The sequence below is a fragment of the Halopseudomonas nanhaiensis genome (assembly GCF_020025155.1).
Taxonomy (GTDB): Bacteria; Pseudomonadota; Gammaproteobacteria; order Pseudomonadales; family Pseudomonadaceae; genus Halopseudomonas; species Halopseudomonas nanhaiensis.
Map to the genome: position 1 here is coordinate 1,126,065 of NZ_CP073751.1, position 14,040 is coordinate 1,140,104.

Annotated in this window: 16 protein-coding genes; 3 read left to right on the forward strand and 13 right to left on the reverse strand. The window is 63.5% G+C overall.

Translation table 11 applies throughout. The features are described 5' to 3' along the window. Nucleotides 1–25 precede the first annotated feature (25 nt). The gene (locus KEM63_RS05125) at nucleotides 26–382 is read left to right on the forward strand and encodes a hypothetical protein (RefSeq protein ID WP_223655126.1); all 357 of its coding nucleotides are present in this window, start codon (nucleotides 26–28) and stop codon (nucleotides 380–382) included. Nucleotides 383–433: 51 nt separating this feature from the next. Here the strand turns inward: KEM63_RS05125 and KEM63_RS05130 are convergent, their stop codons facing one another. The 12 genes from KEM63_RS05130 to KEM63_RS05185 all read right to left on the reverse strand — a co-directional run bounded on the left by KEM63_RS05130 (nucleotide 434) and on the right by KEM63_RS05185 (nucleotide 11,055). Then, the gene (locus KEM63_RS05130; RefSeq protein ID WP_223655127.1) at nucleotides 434–676 is read right to left on the reverse strand and encodes a cytochrome C oxidase subunit IV family protein; all 243 of its coding nucleotides are present in this window, start codon (nucleotides 674–676) and stop codon (nucleotides 434–436) included. A 7-nt stretch (nucleotides 677–683) separates the two neighbouring features. Continuing rightward, nucleotides 684–1,286, reverse strand: coding sequence for a cytochrome c oxidase subunit 3 (locus KEM63_RS05135; protein ID WP_223655128.1), 603 nt, complete (start codon nucleotides 1,284–1,286; stop codon nucleotides 684–686). After that, entirely contained in the window at nucleotides 1,283–3,157 is a 1,875-nt protein-coding gene (locus KEM63_RS05140) for a nitric oxide reductase activation protein NorD (protein WP_223655129.1), read from the reverse strand. Before KEM63_RS05140 ends, KEM63_RS05135 begins: the two co-directional genes overlap by 4 nt. A gap of 30 nt (nucleotides 3,158–3,187) precedes the next feature. Then, entirely contained in the window at nucleotides 3,188–4,594 is a 1,407-nt protein-coding gene (locus KEM63_RS05145; protein WP_223655130.1) for a cbb3-type cytochrome c oxidase subunit I, read from the reverse strand. A gap of 39 nt (nucleotides 4,595–4,633) precedes the next feature. Continuing rightward, nucleotides 4,634–5,080 carry a c-type cytochrome gene (locus tag KEM63_RS05150; RefSeq protein WP_223655131.1) on the reverse strand — a complete coding sequence of 149 codons (447 nt, stop codon included), beginning with the start codon at nucleotides 5,078–5,080 and terminating at the stop codon, nucleotides 4,634–4,636. 32 nt (nucleotides 5,081–5,112) lie between these two features. Beyond that, the gene (locus KEM63_RS05155; protein WP_223655132.1) at nucleotides 5,113–5,967 is read right to left on the reverse strand and encodes a CbbQ/NirQ/NorQ/GpvN family protein; all 855 of its coding nucleotides are present in this window, start codon (nucleotides 5,965–5,967) and stop codon (nucleotides 5,113–5,115) included. A gap of 148 nt (nucleotides 5,968–6,115) precedes the next feature. Beyond that, entirely contained in the window at nucleotides 6,116–6,490 is a 375-nt protein-coding gene (locus KEM63_RS05160) for a YbaN family protein (protein WP_223655133.1), read from the reverse strand. Then, a complete protein-coding gene (locus tag KEM63_RS05165; protein ID WP_223655134.1) occupies nucleotides 6,487–7,185 on the reverse strand; it encodes a Crp/Fnr family transcriptional regulator in 699 nt (232 codons plus the stop codon). Before KEM63_RS05165 ends, KEM63_RS05160 begins: the two co-directional genes overlap by 4 nt. Before the next feature lie 111 nt (nucleotides 7,186–7,296). Continuing rightward, nucleotides 7,297–8,382 (reverse strand): molybdenum ABC transporter ATP-binding protein, encoded by a 1,086-nt coding sequence (gene modC, locus KEM63_RS05170; protein ID WP_223655135.1) that lies wholly within the window; start codon nucleotides 8,380–8,382, stop codon nucleotides 7,297–7,299. After that, a complete protein-coding gene (modB, locus tag KEM63_RS05175; protein ID WP_223655820.1) occupies nucleotides 8,379–9,065 on the reverse strand; it encodes a molybdate ABC transporter permease subunit in 687 nt (228 codons plus the stop codon). The genes modC and modB overlap by 4 nt, the downstream gene beginning before the upstream one ends. A 29-nt stretch (nucleotides 9,066–9,094) precedes the next feature. Further along, nucleotides 9,095–9,868, reverse strand: a complete 774-nt coding sequence (gene modA, locus KEM63_RS05180) for a molybdate ABC transporter substrate-binding protein (protein WP_223655136.1) — start codon at nucleotides 9,866–9,868, stop codon at nucleotides 9,095–9,097. Between the two features lie 11 nt (nucleotides 9,869–9,879). Beyond that, a complete protein-coding gene (locus KEM63_RS05185; RefSeq protein WP_223655137.1) occupies nucleotides 9,880–11,055 on the reverse strand; it encodes an NnrS family protein in 1,176 nt (391 codons plus the stop codon). 159 nt (nucleotides 11,056–11,214) lie between these two features. On the opposite strand from KEM63_RS05185, the gene KEM63_RS05190 reads away from it, so the two are divergent. Beyond that, a complete protein-coding gene (locus KEM63_RS05190) occupies nucleotides 11,215–11,649 on the forward strand; it encodes a hypothetical protein (RefSeq protein ID WP_223655138.1) in 435 nt (144 codons plus the stop codon). Here KEM63_RS05190 and ytfE read toward each other — a convergent pair. Beyond that, nucleotides 11,644–12,348: an iron-sulfur cluster repair protein YtfE gene (ytfE, locus tag KEM63_RS05195; protein ID WP_223655139.1), complete on the reverse strand. Its 705-nt coding sequence runs from the start codon at nucleotides 12,346–12,348 to the stop codon at nucleotides 11,644–11,646. The genes KEM63_RS05190 and ytfE overlap by 6 nt on opposite strands. Before the next feature lie 151 nt (nucleotides 12,349–12,499). Here ytfE and norR point away from each other — a divergent pair, with 151 nt between their 5' ends. Beyond that, nucleotides 12,500–14,023, forward strand: a complete 1,524-nt coding sequence (norR, locus tag KEM63_RS05200) for a nitric oxide reductase transcriptional regulator NorR (RefSeq protein ID WP_223655140.1) — start codon at nucleotides 12,500–12,502, stop codon at nucleotides 14,021–14,023. Nucleotides 14,024–14,040 lie beyond the last annotated feature (17 nt).

The following is a 14,040-nucleotide window of genomic DNA, read 5'->3' on the forward strand; positions in this document are numbered from 1 at the left end:
AACGCAAGCCATGCAGGGGAACGAGATGAAACGTCTACTATGCGCGGTCGGTATCGTGCTTGTCGCGCCGGTCGTCCTGGCCAGCCAGGATGCGAGCCAGTCCATCGAGATCGTCACCGAATTCAACGGACTCGATATCCAGTGGGAGCCGTTGGGTGTTGAGGGTGTGTCCAGTGAAAAGGTCGATCTGACAGGCACGCCGGCAGTCACTGTCACCAACAACAGCAACGAACGCGTGCTGTGCGAGTTCACCGCGCTGCCGGAGCAGCACGAGCGCACGCCAACCGAACTGCTGGAGCCAAATAGTCGCGTAGTCATGAAGGTGCCCGGCAAGTACACCGAAGGCGGCCCTATCGCGGTCCTTGAATGCGAGCGCCAGTGAGCATTGCCTGAGCAGAACGCGCCAGCCAGGCCGACAGGCCTGCTGCTGGCATCACAGACTCAACAGTCCCACCGCGCTGATCACTGCGATCAACCAGCCACTGACCAGCAGCCGGAACAGGCTCGGGGCGTGGCGCAGGTCCATGAACCGGTCGATCAGCCACTGACCTTTCAGCACAGTGAGTGCGAGTATGGCCAGCTCCAGGCCGGCGCCGGTCGCGCTGTGTCCAAGCCACCACCCGACAAGTGTCAGTATCAGCAGAGCCAGCCAGACGATACGAAGACGTCGTTTCATTGTTCCCTCATGGCAGGACATACAATAGGGGGAATAGCACCAGCCACACCAGATCGACCATATGCCAGTAGCTTGCCGCCGATTCACGTGCCGACAATGCCTGGCCGGGCTGCGTATAGGCGCCTGCGCGGCTACGGTGAGCTACGCACAGCAGGATGACCATGCCTAGCAGCACATGGGCCAGGTGGAAGAACGTGGTGAAGAAGTAGAAGAAATAGAAGGTGTCGGTCCGCAGGTTGTAGCCCGCGCGAAACAACAGCACGTATTCGCTGATCTTGACGAGCACATAGGCTGCACCGCACAGCGCACCGAGAACGAAGCAGCGGCTGATACGGGGCGTCGGGGAGGCCGCGCCAGCTACCCCGCGGGCGACGAAGTAACTGCCGGTAAGCAGGAGCAGCGTATTGGCCAGCCCTGCCACCGGATGCAGCGTGGCAACGCCGGCGCTGAACATGTCCGGCCCCCGCTGTCGCGCATGGGCCATGGCGATGATCAGGATGCCGAACACCAATAATTCGGCGAGGATGAAAATCCACATGGCCAGATCACCCGGCAGGCGAGGTTCGGCGGCAGCACGGCGCGACAGGTAGGCTCGGGGTGTCTGGTTCATGGCGTGCGTCCGGTTAACAGCAGGTACAGCTTCGGCAACAGCTCGGGCAGTTCGCTGGCCTGATGGATCAACTGGTAGCGCTGCTGCCCGAACAGGTAGGGCAGATAATCCGACGCCTGCTGGTCGATGGTCACGCAGAACGGCTCGACGCCGGCACGCCGGGCTTCCACCAGCGCATGCCGGGTGTCTTCCATACCGTAACGACCTTCATAGATATCCAGATCATTCGGCTTGCCGTCGGTCAGCATCAGCAACAGGCGTTGCTCGGCGGGCTGGTCCTTGAGTATCTCGGTGGCCTGGCGTATGGCTGCGCCCATGCGGGTGTAGTACCCCGGTCTGAGATCCTGTATGCGGCCGCGTACCGGGTCGCCCCAGGGCTCGGCAAAATTCTTGATGAGATTGAAACGCACGTGGTCGCGGCGTCGGGAGGAAAAGCCGTACATGGCAAAGGCGTCATCTCCGGCATCCAGCGCCTCGCCGAACAGATGCAGGCCATCACGTATGACCTCGATGACCTGATGTTCATTGTCCGCCCAGGCTTCGGTCGACAGAGACAGGTCGGCGAGAACCAGGCAAGCGAGGTCACGGTGCGCCGGCCGCTCGCTCTGCCAGATCGCCGGCTGGGCCGTGGCGCGACCTAGCACGCGGTCGGTGGCGAAGTGCACGCAGGCCTGCAGATCCAGTTCGGTGCCGGCGGTTTGCCGCTTCATGCGAATCCGTTGCGGACGCAGCGCTTCGAACTGGCACCGCAGGCGTTGCGCCAGCGGTGCCAGGCGGGGTGGAAGAGCGCAGGGCTGCGTGTTGCGCGCCAGATAGGGAATGATCCTGCAGTGGCGGGTGCGAAGGGTCTGCTTGCGCCAGTCCCACTCCGGGAACAGCGCGCCATCGCCAAGCGGTATGTCGTCCTCTGCTGCGGAGGGCAGGTCCATGTCCAGGCGCAGCCGCGAGGCGCCCGGTTGGCCGCTGCGCGAGAGGCTGAGTTTCTCCAGGTCATCGGCGACCTTCTGCGCGTCGTCGTCGTCGCTGTCGTCGGCGCAGCGATCAAGAGGAATGTATTCCGACCAGGAAAACAGGCTCTCCAGGCGAAACACGATCAGCCCGTCGCGTCCTTCGGCATCGTCGACGTACTCGCCGCGCTTGCGGCCCTTGCCCTGGCGCACCGAACCAGGCGTGCTGGGCGTCCCATCCGGCCCGTCTCGGCGCGATACCGGCGCCTGAACCGTGTCCGCCGGATAGAGCCACAAGGGCACAGGCAATGGATCGCCCGGCGCGCCGGGCAGTTCAGTCTGACTGCCCGGTTCGAGGAGCGCGGCCTGTATACAGGCCTCGCGCCGCGCCTGCGCACCGCTCAGCGGATGCTCGCGACGCAGCATGACCACCTCTTCGGCCAGCCGCTTATACAGCGACAACAGCCCTGGGTAGCGATCGAGCGTGGCGGTTACCAGCCGCTGGTTCATGGGCAGCCATTGCTCCACAACGCTCTGAGGCGCCTCGCTGGCCAACGCCACCAACCACAGATACAGGTCACGGTTGGCCTGTGGGGTCGGAAACACGGCCAGCGTTTCGGGCAGGCGGACGGTGTCAGCGTCGCGCCAGGCCAGCGCGTGATTCAGACCGGTGCCGGCAATCTTCTGCAGAAAACCCCGTGGCGGGCGCAGTCTGCGTTCGGTGCTGGGTTTGACCGACAGGGCCGGGTCGCCACCGAAGGCGCGAAATACCATCGCCAGGCGCGGTGCCTCGGTATCCAGCTGCACGGCTGCGGCCGGGAATCCGGTGCGGGCGACGCGGGTGATGAAGTTGTGCCAGCGGATGCCTACGGCTTCTTCCATGGTCGTCATCTCTTGCTGGTAAAGGGTTGCAGGAGCCGGCACGCGTCGGCTCCTGCAGGGTTGCCTGCCGAGTCAGGCCAGTGCGGCGGCCGGTGGCGTGTCGTCAGCCAGCGGCTGGCGGGCGGCGACGAAGCTGTACAGATAGAGCAGCACGCCGAGGCCGAATACCACGCCGCTCGCCAGGCGCAGCCAGTAGATGGTCATCAGTACGTCCTGGGTGGCCATGTAGCCCATGGCATCACCGGTTTCCGGCAACCGTTGCAGCCAGACCTGTACCGCGCCGGCTGCGGTCAGCAGCAAAGTAATGCCAAGCATGCCGATGCACATGGTCCAGCAGGATGCGATCTCGATCGCCTGCGCCTTCGGGCTGTTGGCCTCGCGGCCATGCAGCTTGGGCCAGGCATAGGAGATGATCGCCAGCACGATCATCACGTAAGCGCCGAAGAACGCGAGGTGGCCGTGCGCAGCAGTCAGCTGGGTGCCGTGGGTGTAGTAGTTGACCGGGGCCAGAGTGTGCAGAAAGCCCCACACGCCTGCGCCGAGGAACGCCATGATGGTGCAACCCAGCGCCCAGGTCACCGCGGCCTTGTTCGGATGGTCGCGGCGGCGGCGACGGATCATGCTGATGGCAAATACCATCATCATGAAGAACGGCAGCGGTTCGACAGCCGAGAAGATCGAGCCGATCCACAGCCAGTAATCCGGTGCGCCGATGAAGAAGAAGTGGTGGCCAGTCCCGAGGATGCCGCTGATCAGTGCCATGGCGATGATCAGGTACAGCCACTTCTCGATGACTTCGCGGTCCACGCCGGTGGTCTTGACCAGCACGAACGCCAGAATGCTGCCGAGGATCAGCTCCCAGACGCCCTCTACCCACAGGTGCACTACCCACCACCAGAAGTACTTGTCCAGTGTCAACGACTTCGGGTTGTAGAAGGCAAACAGGAAGAACACCGCCAGGCCCACCAGACCGGTCATCAGGATCATGGTGATGACCGTCTTGCGGCCCTTGAGCAGCGTCATGCCAATGTTATAGAGAAAGCCGACACAGACCAGTACGATGCCTATCTTGGTGATGGTGGGCTGCTCGAGAAATTCGCGACCCATGGTGGGGAACAGCTCGTTACGGGTCAGCTCGGCCAACGCTGCGTAGGGTACGGTCAGGTAGCCGACGATTGTCAGCACACCGGCTGCGGCGAAGACCCAGAACAGTATCCAGCCGAGCAGCGGACTGTGCAGTTCGGTTTGAGCCTCTTCCGGCACCAGGTAATAGGTGGCGCCCATGAAACCGAACAGCAACCAGACGATCAGCAGATTGGTGTGGACCATGCGAGCCACGTTGAACGGAATCTCCGGGAACAGGAAGTCGCCAATGATGTATTGCGTGCCCAGGATCAGACCGAAAACGATCTGCCCGACGAAGAGAATCATGGCGAAGACGAAGTAGGGCTTCGCCACCGCCTGTGTTGCGTATTTCATGATCAGTATCCTTGTGTATGTCCGACAGCGTTCGGCGAATCAGCCTTCGTTGTTCGGCGGCCACTCGTTGGTATCGATGCGTGAAGTCCAGATCAGGAATTCGGCCAGATCATTGGCTTCCTGCTCGGTCAGGTGGAACTGGGGCATCTGCCTGCGACCCGGTGCACCGGTAGGCATGGCGTCCATCCAGGCCTTGAAGTAGATCTTGAAGATCTCCTCGTTTCCCATGCCGCGGCGTACGAAGACGTTGCCCAGCTCGGGAGCAAAATAGGCGCCTTCGCCGAGCAGCGAATGGCAGCCGACGCAGTTGTTCTTCTCCCAGATCTCCTTGCCATGGGCCACGGCCTCGGTCAGCTGATCCCGGTTCTCGCGTTCAGGGATAGCCACGACCGTGTCGAATGTCAGCCCGATGAAAAGCAGCATGAAAAACATGCCGCCCCCGTAGTAGATGTTGCGAGCCATTCCCTTGGTGAAGCGCTCCGACATGATGGTCTCTCCTGATGTGTCAGCTGACGTGGTCAGGCTGGCGCAGAGTGCGCACGGCCCTGTAGGGGTTGATCGGGGAAGAAGGCGCGCGCCACGTCCATGATCGCCGCCTGGGTACTGGCGTCATCGGATAGCGGTTGAGCCAGACAGGCGCGGCAGGTGCTGATCGGATCCAGTCCGGCCATGAGCATGCGTGCGGCATGAATCAGCAGTCGTGTTGACGGGGCTTCTTCCAGGTCATGCTGGCCGAGATGGCGCAGAGCGTGTCCAAGGCGTACCAGCTGTGCACACCGCTCGGCATCGAGTCCCGATTCGGCGCGTATGATCTGCTGCTCGGCCGGTGCCGGGGGGTAGTCGAACGCCATTGCGACGAAGCGCTGGCGGGTGCTCGGTTTGAGACCTTTGAGCAGGTTCCTGTAGCCGGGGTTGTAGGACACCACAAGCATGAAGCCAGGCGCGGCTTCCAGGCATTCGCCGGTCGCGTCGAGCGGCAGGATGCGGCGATCATCAGCCAGCGGATGGAGCACGACCGTGATGTCCTTGCGCGCCTCGATGACTTCGTCCAGGTAGCAGATCGCGCCCTCACGCACCGCACGGGTGAGAGGACCGTCCTGCCAGAACGTGCCATTGCTGCCGATCAGGTGACGGCCGACCAGATCGGCGGTGGTCAGGTCGTCGTGACAGGCTACGGTGTACAGTTTGCGACCCAATCTGTCGGCCATATGCTGGACAAAGCGGGTCTTGCCGCAGCCGGTCGGCCCCTTGATCAGCACGGGCAACGCGTGACGATCGGCATGTTCGAAAAGCGATACCTCGTTGCCGCAGGGCTGGTAGAAATGCGGCGTTGGCAAGCCGGCAAGCGGCGCAACGGTGGCAGAGGCGTTCATGATTACTCCCGTGATGCGTTGATAACGACAGGAGCTAATCAAGCTTCATGCCACTTTGTAAAGTATTGAAAATAAAAGGTTATTTCGCATTCATGGTGAAATGTACCTTGGCATGCGAAGGGTGGTTTCCACCACTACAGGGTACAAATCACCGTTCTTCGGTTCCCGGCTCGCGACGGGTCCAAAGCCAGCAGGCGACCCCTGCCAGGAGTCCGGTAAGGACCCAGCGCAGCCAGAGCGGCGCTGGTGCGATCCACAGACTCACCACGCTGAGGGTCATCAGCGCAGACGCGCCGTACTTCGCGCGTCGGGGCACGGCGCGGTTGTCTCGCCAGTCGGTGATCAGGGGGCCGAAGTGAGGATGAGCCAGCAGTCGTCGTTCCAGGTCCGGCCAGCCGCGCGCCCCGGCCCAGGCAGCAAGCAGGACGAAGGGTACGGTCGGCAGCCCCGGAAGCACGACGCCGATGGCGCCCACTGCGAGCGCCGCACTCGCCAGCGCCCGCCAGGCATAATTCCGGATCACGCAGGGTTGCCGCCAAACTCGTCGAGCAGGCGGCTCATGCTGGGAATGCGTATGTGGCGGCCGCAGGTTTCGATCAGATCCATCTGGCGCAGGCTGGCCATGACCCGCGACAGGGTCTCGGGCTTGATCGACAGTCGCGCGGCAATCAGCCCTTTCGGTAGAAGCAGATCGAGCTCGGCTTCGTCGGCCGCGCGGTCCTTAACCTGAGCGACGAGATACAGGGCGAACCGCTGCGTTGCGTTCTGCAGTGTGAGGTTCTCCAGCTCGTCGAGGCGCTGATGCAGGCGCACGCTCAAATGGCCGAGCAGATGCAGACAGGTCTGCGGGTTCTGCTGGAGGCATTCGAGCATCAAACGGTTGGAGAAGCTGAGCAGATGCACCGGCTCGAGGGTTTCCGCGCAGACTGGGTACACCGGTTTTTGCAGGAACATGACCGCCTCGGCGAAGGTCTGTCCTGCCTGAATGATTTCGACGACCTTTTCCTTGCCATCGGCCGAAATGCGAAACAGCTTGACCTTGCCGCGCAGCACCATGAAAAAGCGCTCGGCCGGATCGCTCTGGCGGAAAATCAGCGCCATCGGGTGATAATCGCGGTACTGCGCTTCGGCCATAATGCGCGCCTGGATATCCGCGGCGAACAGCGACAGCATCGGCTGACGCAGGACCTGATCGCGATAGTCTGTGGGCAGTTGCATGGGGGTCGCAGCCTCGAGAGAACCTGCGGTCAGCGTAGTGATTTGACCTCGGTCAAACCATGCCCAGGAGGGGGTACGGCGGGGGTAGTCGCAGCGGCAGCATGGAGGTACCTAATGAGGTACCTGATCGAGCAGTGAGACAGCCTTGACCAGAGCGAATATTCGCTGTCCCTCGGCGAGCCCCAGGTCCTGCGCTGACCAGCTGCTGATTTCGGCGAGCAGCGGCTGGCCGCTGATCAGGCGCCCCCTGACGATGACCCGACCGTCCGTGGCGGGGTACACCGCCTCGATGGTGTAGGGCAGTTGATTGAGGATGCTCACTCCGGTGGGCCGCTGCAGCGCCAGACTTACATCACGGGCACCGATACGCAGCCGCGCGGTGACAGGGCCTGCAGACTGGCACGAGTGAGTCGGCAGCCTCAACGCGAGCTCGCCCGAGCGGAACACCTGAAGGTCGGGGTGCGGGCCGGATTCGAGGTTACCCAGCAGTACCGTCGCCGGCCCGGAATCACTGAACAGCGGCGAATCGGGGCGAGCCAGGGCCTGTTGCAATGGCTCGACTACCGTAATCCGGCCATCCTGCATCAGGGCTACCTGATCGGCCAGGCGCTCGATCTCATGGGCAGCATGGCTGACGTAGAGAATCGGCACGCCGGCCTCACCGGCCAAGCGCTCGAGAAACGGCAGGATTTCCCGCTTGCTTACAGCGTCGAGCGCCGACAGCGGTTCATCGAGCAGCAGCAGATTCGGACTGGCCAACAGGGCCCGACCCAGGGCCACCCGCTGGCGCTGTCCCCCGGATAGCTGATCGGCTCGGCGCTCAAGCAGAGGCTCGAGGGCGAGCAGATCGATCGCCTGATCCGGCGGCATCCTGCGTTGCCCGGGCGGGGTGCGCTGGTAGCCGTACAGCAGATTCTCGCGCACACCGAGGTGCGGGAGCAGGGACGACTCCTGAAACACCAGACCGACCCGACGGCGCTCCAGCGGGACGAAAATGTTTCCGGCCTGCCATGTCTGATCGTTGAAACGCACCACGGCATGCGGGGCGCGCTCGAGACCCGCGATGATGCGCAGCAGGCTGGTCTTGCCGCAACCGGAACGGCCGAATACGGCCGTGACGCCTGTGCTGGGCAGTTCGCTATCGATCTCGAGCGAGGTGCCTGTTCGCCGCAGTCGTGCCTGAACGCGCAACGTCATGGCTGCACGACCGGCGGCTTGCGATTGCCTGCCAGATAGATCACCGACAGCACCGCGAACGCGCAGCCGAGCAGCAATAGCGACAGACGATGCGCGGCGGGGTAGTTCATCGCCTCGGCATGCGAATAGATGGTGGTGGACAGCACGTGCGTTTCGCCCGGGATGCTGCCACCGATCATCAGGATCACGCCGAATTCCCCCAGGGTGTGCGCGAAGGTCAGGGTGGCGGCGATGATGAAACCGTTGCGGGCCAGCGGCAGGGTTATGCTCAGGAAGCGATCGAGCGGGCCGGCGCCCAGCGAAGCGGCGACCTCATGCGGGCGTCTGCCCATCTGCCGAAACGCCTGCTGCAACGGTTGTACGGCGAAGGGGAGCGAGTAGATAACCGAGCCGATCAGAATGCCCTCGAAACTGAACGCCAGATGCGTCAGCCCGATGGACTCCAGCGTTCTGCCAATCCACCCGTGTGGCCCTAGCATGAGCAGCAGGTAGAAGCCCAGCACGGTCGGCGGCAGCACCAGGGGCAATGCGACCAGCGCCTGCACCAGCGAGCGTAACCGACTCGTTCCCGCAGCGAGCCACAGAGCCAGCGGTGTCGCCAGGAGCATGAGCAGCAGCGTGGTGTAAAGACAGAGCTTAAGGGTGACGCGGATGGCCAGCCAGTCAGCCGGGCTAAGGGTCAGCATCGTTCACTCATCAATGACCGGCCACGTCATGGCGCGGGGCGACCGGCCCGCTCGCCGATCACCGGAGGACGCTCGAATCCACGACTGGTCAAAACCGCTGCCGCCTCGGCACTCAGCAGAAAGTCGGCGAGTTGTTCCACCTCGGGTTTGTCGGCGCCATGTAGGGTGATCACCAGGGCCTGGTACAACGGCGCATGCATGGTCGCGTCGATGCGCTGCCAGTGGCCAACGGTCTCCTGCTCAGGTGTATTGACCAGCGACAGTGCAAGCAAGGCTTTCCCCGCGGCGCCGGAGTGAGCCATCTGCGCGGCATGGCTGATGCTTTCACCGTAAACCAGGCGCGATTCGACACGCTCCCACACCCCGGCGGCCTGCAGCGCCTCGCGGGCACGCACGCCATACGGCGCGTGGTCCGGCTGGGCAATGGCAATGCGCTCATCGGTATCGGCCAGGTCGGACAGCTGCCCGTTGAACGGGGTGCGTGACCACAGCACCAGCCGGCCGGTGGCATAGAGGCGCGGTTCGCCTGTGGTCAGGCCTTCTTCATGCAGGGCTTGCGGATAGGCGAGGTCGGCGGACATGTACAGATCGAATGGCGCGCCGTTGCGGATCTGCGTGGCGAAACGACCGGATGAGCCATAGACCGCGCGAGCCGGTGTCTGCGGGTGGGCTGTGTTCCACATCGTGAGAATCTGTTCCAGCGCCGGTCGCAGGTCCGAGGCAGCCGCTACGGTGACGTCGGCGAAGGTGCGTGGACTGCACAGCATCAACAGGCACAGTACGGTGATGGTTCGGCGCATCGGCAAGGCTCCTAACCCGGTCCACCGTCCGGCCGCGGACGGCTGAGAATCGGCACATAGTGCCAGACGAACAGGCCGAAGGCGACCGTCCAGGCGGCTGCAGCCAACCATAGCGCACCAGGCACACTGACTGCAGGCAGCCAGATCCGGACCGGTACGGCGAGGTTGATCAAGACGAAGGCGACCGTCATCACCGCCGGGGCCTGCAACGGACGCCCGGTATGACCGAGGCTGACGCGGGCGATCATGGCGAGGATGATCCCGCTCATGCCGCCAAGCGCGAGCAGATGCGTGGCCTGGCTGAAGGTCATGTGCCAGCCCAGATGCCAGCACGCCATGGCCAGACAGGCAATCGCCAGCCAGCCGTACGCCAGATGCAGTGACCAGAGCAGTGGTACCTTCCAGATTCCCGGGTTATACCAGCGCGCGAGCCGACACAGGTGGCCGACGCCGAGAACGATGAAGATCGATGCCAGCCAGGGAGTCGGCGACAGCGCTGGCCCGGCGAACATCGTCAGGGCGATCAGGATACTGCCGCCGAGCAACAGATTGTCCAGCCAGGGGAGTGGTTCGGCGGCCGCGGCGAGGCTCAGGCCATTGCGCGTGAAAAACGGAATGACGCGCCCGCCAACGATGCCTATCAATGCTGCGATAAGCCACAGCGCGCCCTGATTGCCCTGGCGCGCCAGGCTGTCGTCCCCCAGCGTCAGGCCGAGCATGACCAGCAGATCGGCAACCGCCAGCAACACCAGTACGCCGAGCACCGGATAGTTGCGCGACTGGCGAACGCTGATCAGGCTGCGGCCGATGAAAAAAGCCAGCGCCGGCAGGAAGGCCAATTCCAGCGGCAGCAACAGCCACATTGGCGCGCTGCCCAGCCACGCCACTCGCGCGGCCAGCCACAGCCCCGCAAGCGCCATCAGCGGTTTACCGCGCGGTCCGGGCACACCCGTCCAGTTCTGCACCGCAGTGAGGAGAAACCCGGCAATGATCGCGCCGGCGAAGCCAAACAGCATTTCATGGCGGTGCCAGCCCAGCCAGCCACCGGCCGGCTGCCATGCGATCGCACCTGTCAGAGCGGCGATCCATATCGGAATGGCCAGCGTCGCAAGCAGCGCACCGGCGATGAAGAATGGACGGAAGCCCAGACGAAACAGGGCAGGGGGAAGCGTGTCGCGTTGCATCATCGTTCACTCGTAAGCACGCCAGGAACCGGGCGCGAAGCAGGCTTTTCATGCTGGACGGCTGGCGTGGGGCAGACAATAAGCCATTAGGGGTACTCCCCCTGCGCGCTTGGGGTCGGCCGGCCTGTTTGGCTATTCTGCGCCCTCTTCACTGGAGGCGGTATGTCCTATTCGCTCATCAAGACCCTGCACCTGCTCGGCGCCATCGCGTTCGTCGGCACGCTGTTCGTACAGGTGTTCATTCTCGGACCGGTCATGCGGCAGCTGCCTGAGCAGGAGCGTGCCCGATTGTCAGAGGCTCTGGGCCAGCGTGCCCGTCGCGTGGTGCACTGGGTAGCGTTGGTGCTCTATGGCGCCGGGCTGGCGCTCGGCTGGCAGTATCGCAGTGTGCTGGCGCAACCTTTTTCCAGCCATTTCTCCGCGGTATTGACGGTCAAGATCACGCTCGCCCTGCTGATCGTGCTGCACTACGTGGCGCTGATCTATCTGCGCAAGACCCATCGTATCGGGCCGCAAGGCATGCATCTGCTGAACGTGAGTCTGCTGATGCACGCCGTACTGGTGGTCATCTGCGCCAAGGCATTGTTCGTATCATGAACAGGCGCCACAGCAGGGAGACTCCGGCTCCGGTGGAGCGAGCGCGGCCGCGAAGAGCACGGTGTTTTCCAGATGGATATGTTCCATAAGATCCCGGCGCAACTCCTCCAGACCACGGTAGAGCGCCTGCCAGGTGTTGCACGCGGCTGCGGGCGGGGTGATGTCGTTGGTCAGCGCGATGACACCTTCCAGCGCATCACCATGCTGTTCATGCTCGTAGCGCATGACGCTGATCGGCCCGCCGGCCATGGCGGTCATGCCGCGCGCAAGCATCGGGAACAGGATCTGTTCTTCCTTGAGCATGTGGCTTTCCAGCTCCTGCAACATGTCGGCAAGGTGATCTGCCAGTCCGATCGGACAATCGGAGCGCCCCCCGTGTACCTGCTCGACGCGGCGGGCCAGCCGTATCAGCTCGGGCAGTTGCTCACGATGGCGCGCATGAAAGCGCCGCAGTATGTGGTCGATGAGCTCGGCCGGGGTTGCTCTGGTCCAGTCTCGGTCCGCGTCGGCGTCACTGCACAGCACATGCAGGCTGTCGACCACCTGCTGCGGGTCGAGGTGCTTGAGCCTGGCGGCCTCTGCGAGCGTGCGATGGCCGTTGCAGCAGAAGTCCAGCCGGAAGTCGTGGAACACGCGGGTGGCGCCGGGAATGTCCCGGGCGAGATCACCCAGGGGCGAGTGAAGATAGTCGATTGGCATGATTGCACCTGTATGCAGGAGGGCTCAGGAGTCTCTGAGCAAGCCTCATGCCAGTCTGCAGGTGACTGTTTTATAAGAATTTTCGTTCCAGCAGGGTCATTGCGACCCTGGGCGAATCAGGTAGTAATCACCTCAAATGGTAGGAACAACCATGATCGAGTCACTGCTGCTGCCCGACCTGGTCGCCGAACTGCCCACCGCAGTCCGGCTGCAGCGTCTGGTCAACGTCATTCGCGAAGGTTTTGGTTGCGGTGCCGTCGTTCTGCTGCAACAGCATGATGAAACGCTGGTGCCGCAGGCGGCTGTAGGGCTGGTGTCGGATGCGCTGGGCCGGCGGTTCGAAGTCGCGCGCCATCCACGGCTGGCCGCTTTGCTATCGCGTCGCGAGCCGACCTGGTTCGACCCGGACAGTCCTCTGCCTGATCCCTATGATGGGCTGCTCGACGACTCCCCTGGAGAGCCGTTGCCGGTGCACGATTGCATGGGTGTGAGCCTGCATGTCGAAGGTCGGTTGTGGGGCGCGCTGACGCTGGACGCGCTGCAGTCCGGCGCATTCGATGAGGCTGCGCGGTTGAGATTGCAGCGGCTGGTTCCGCTGATCGAGGCGTTTGTGCGGATCACCCGCCTGGAGCAGGAAAACCGCGCGCTGCGTCTTTCGCGGGCTGATGAGAAGCCGGTCATCGGCGGAGCCGAGGAGGGCGGCGTTATCGGCCGCAGCGCGGCGATCACACGGTTGATGGAAGAGCTCGGTGTCGTCGCCGACTCAGAGTTGCCCGTCCTGCTGACAGGCGAAACAGGCGTGGGCAAGGACGTGTTCGCGCGGTGGGTGCACAGCCATTCCCCGAGGTCCAAGAAACCGCTGATCCACGTCAATTGCGCAGCGCTTCCCGAGTCGCTTGCCGAAAGCGAGCTGTTCGGTCACGTCAAGGGTGCTTTCTCCGGCGCCACGGTCGATCGCAGCGGACGTTTCGATGCCGCTCACGGCGGTACGCTGTTTCTCGATGAAGTCGGCGAGCTGCCACTCAGCGTGCAGGCCAAGCTGCTGCGCACGCTGCAGAATGGAGAAATCCAGCGACTGGGCGCCGACAAGCCGTTGCAGGTTGATGTCCGCATCATTGCCGCGACCAATCGCAATCTGGCCGAAGCGGTGGCCGCCGGGTCCTTTCGCGCAGACCTTTACCATCGCCTGTCGGTCTACCCGGTGCCGATCCCGCCGTTGCGCGAGCGCGGGGCCGATATCCTGTTGCTGGCCGGTCACTTCATCGAGCTCAACCGGGCGCGACTCGGCGTGCGCAGCTTGCGCCTGTCTGCCCGGGCGGAGCAGGCGTTGCTCGCCTACGGGTGGCCAGGCAACGTGCGCGAGCTCGAACATGTCATCAGCCGCGCGGCATTGAAGACGCTGGGCAAGAGCGGTTCAAGGCAGTCCCTGCTCACGCTTGAACCGGAGCAGCTTGACCTGTCCATTCCGGTCGGCGGCGCCCCGGAGCCCACGGCCATCATTCCCGAAAGCCCGCCACAGCTCCTACCTCTGCGCCTGGCTACCGATGCCTGTCAACGGCAACAGGTTCGGCTGGCGCTGGAGCAAACGGACGGCAACTGGGCCAGGGCCGCGCGCATGCTGGAGATCGATGCCAGCAACCTGCACAAGCTGGCTCGACGGCTGGGCGTCAAGTAGCGAAGTGCCGCCTGGAG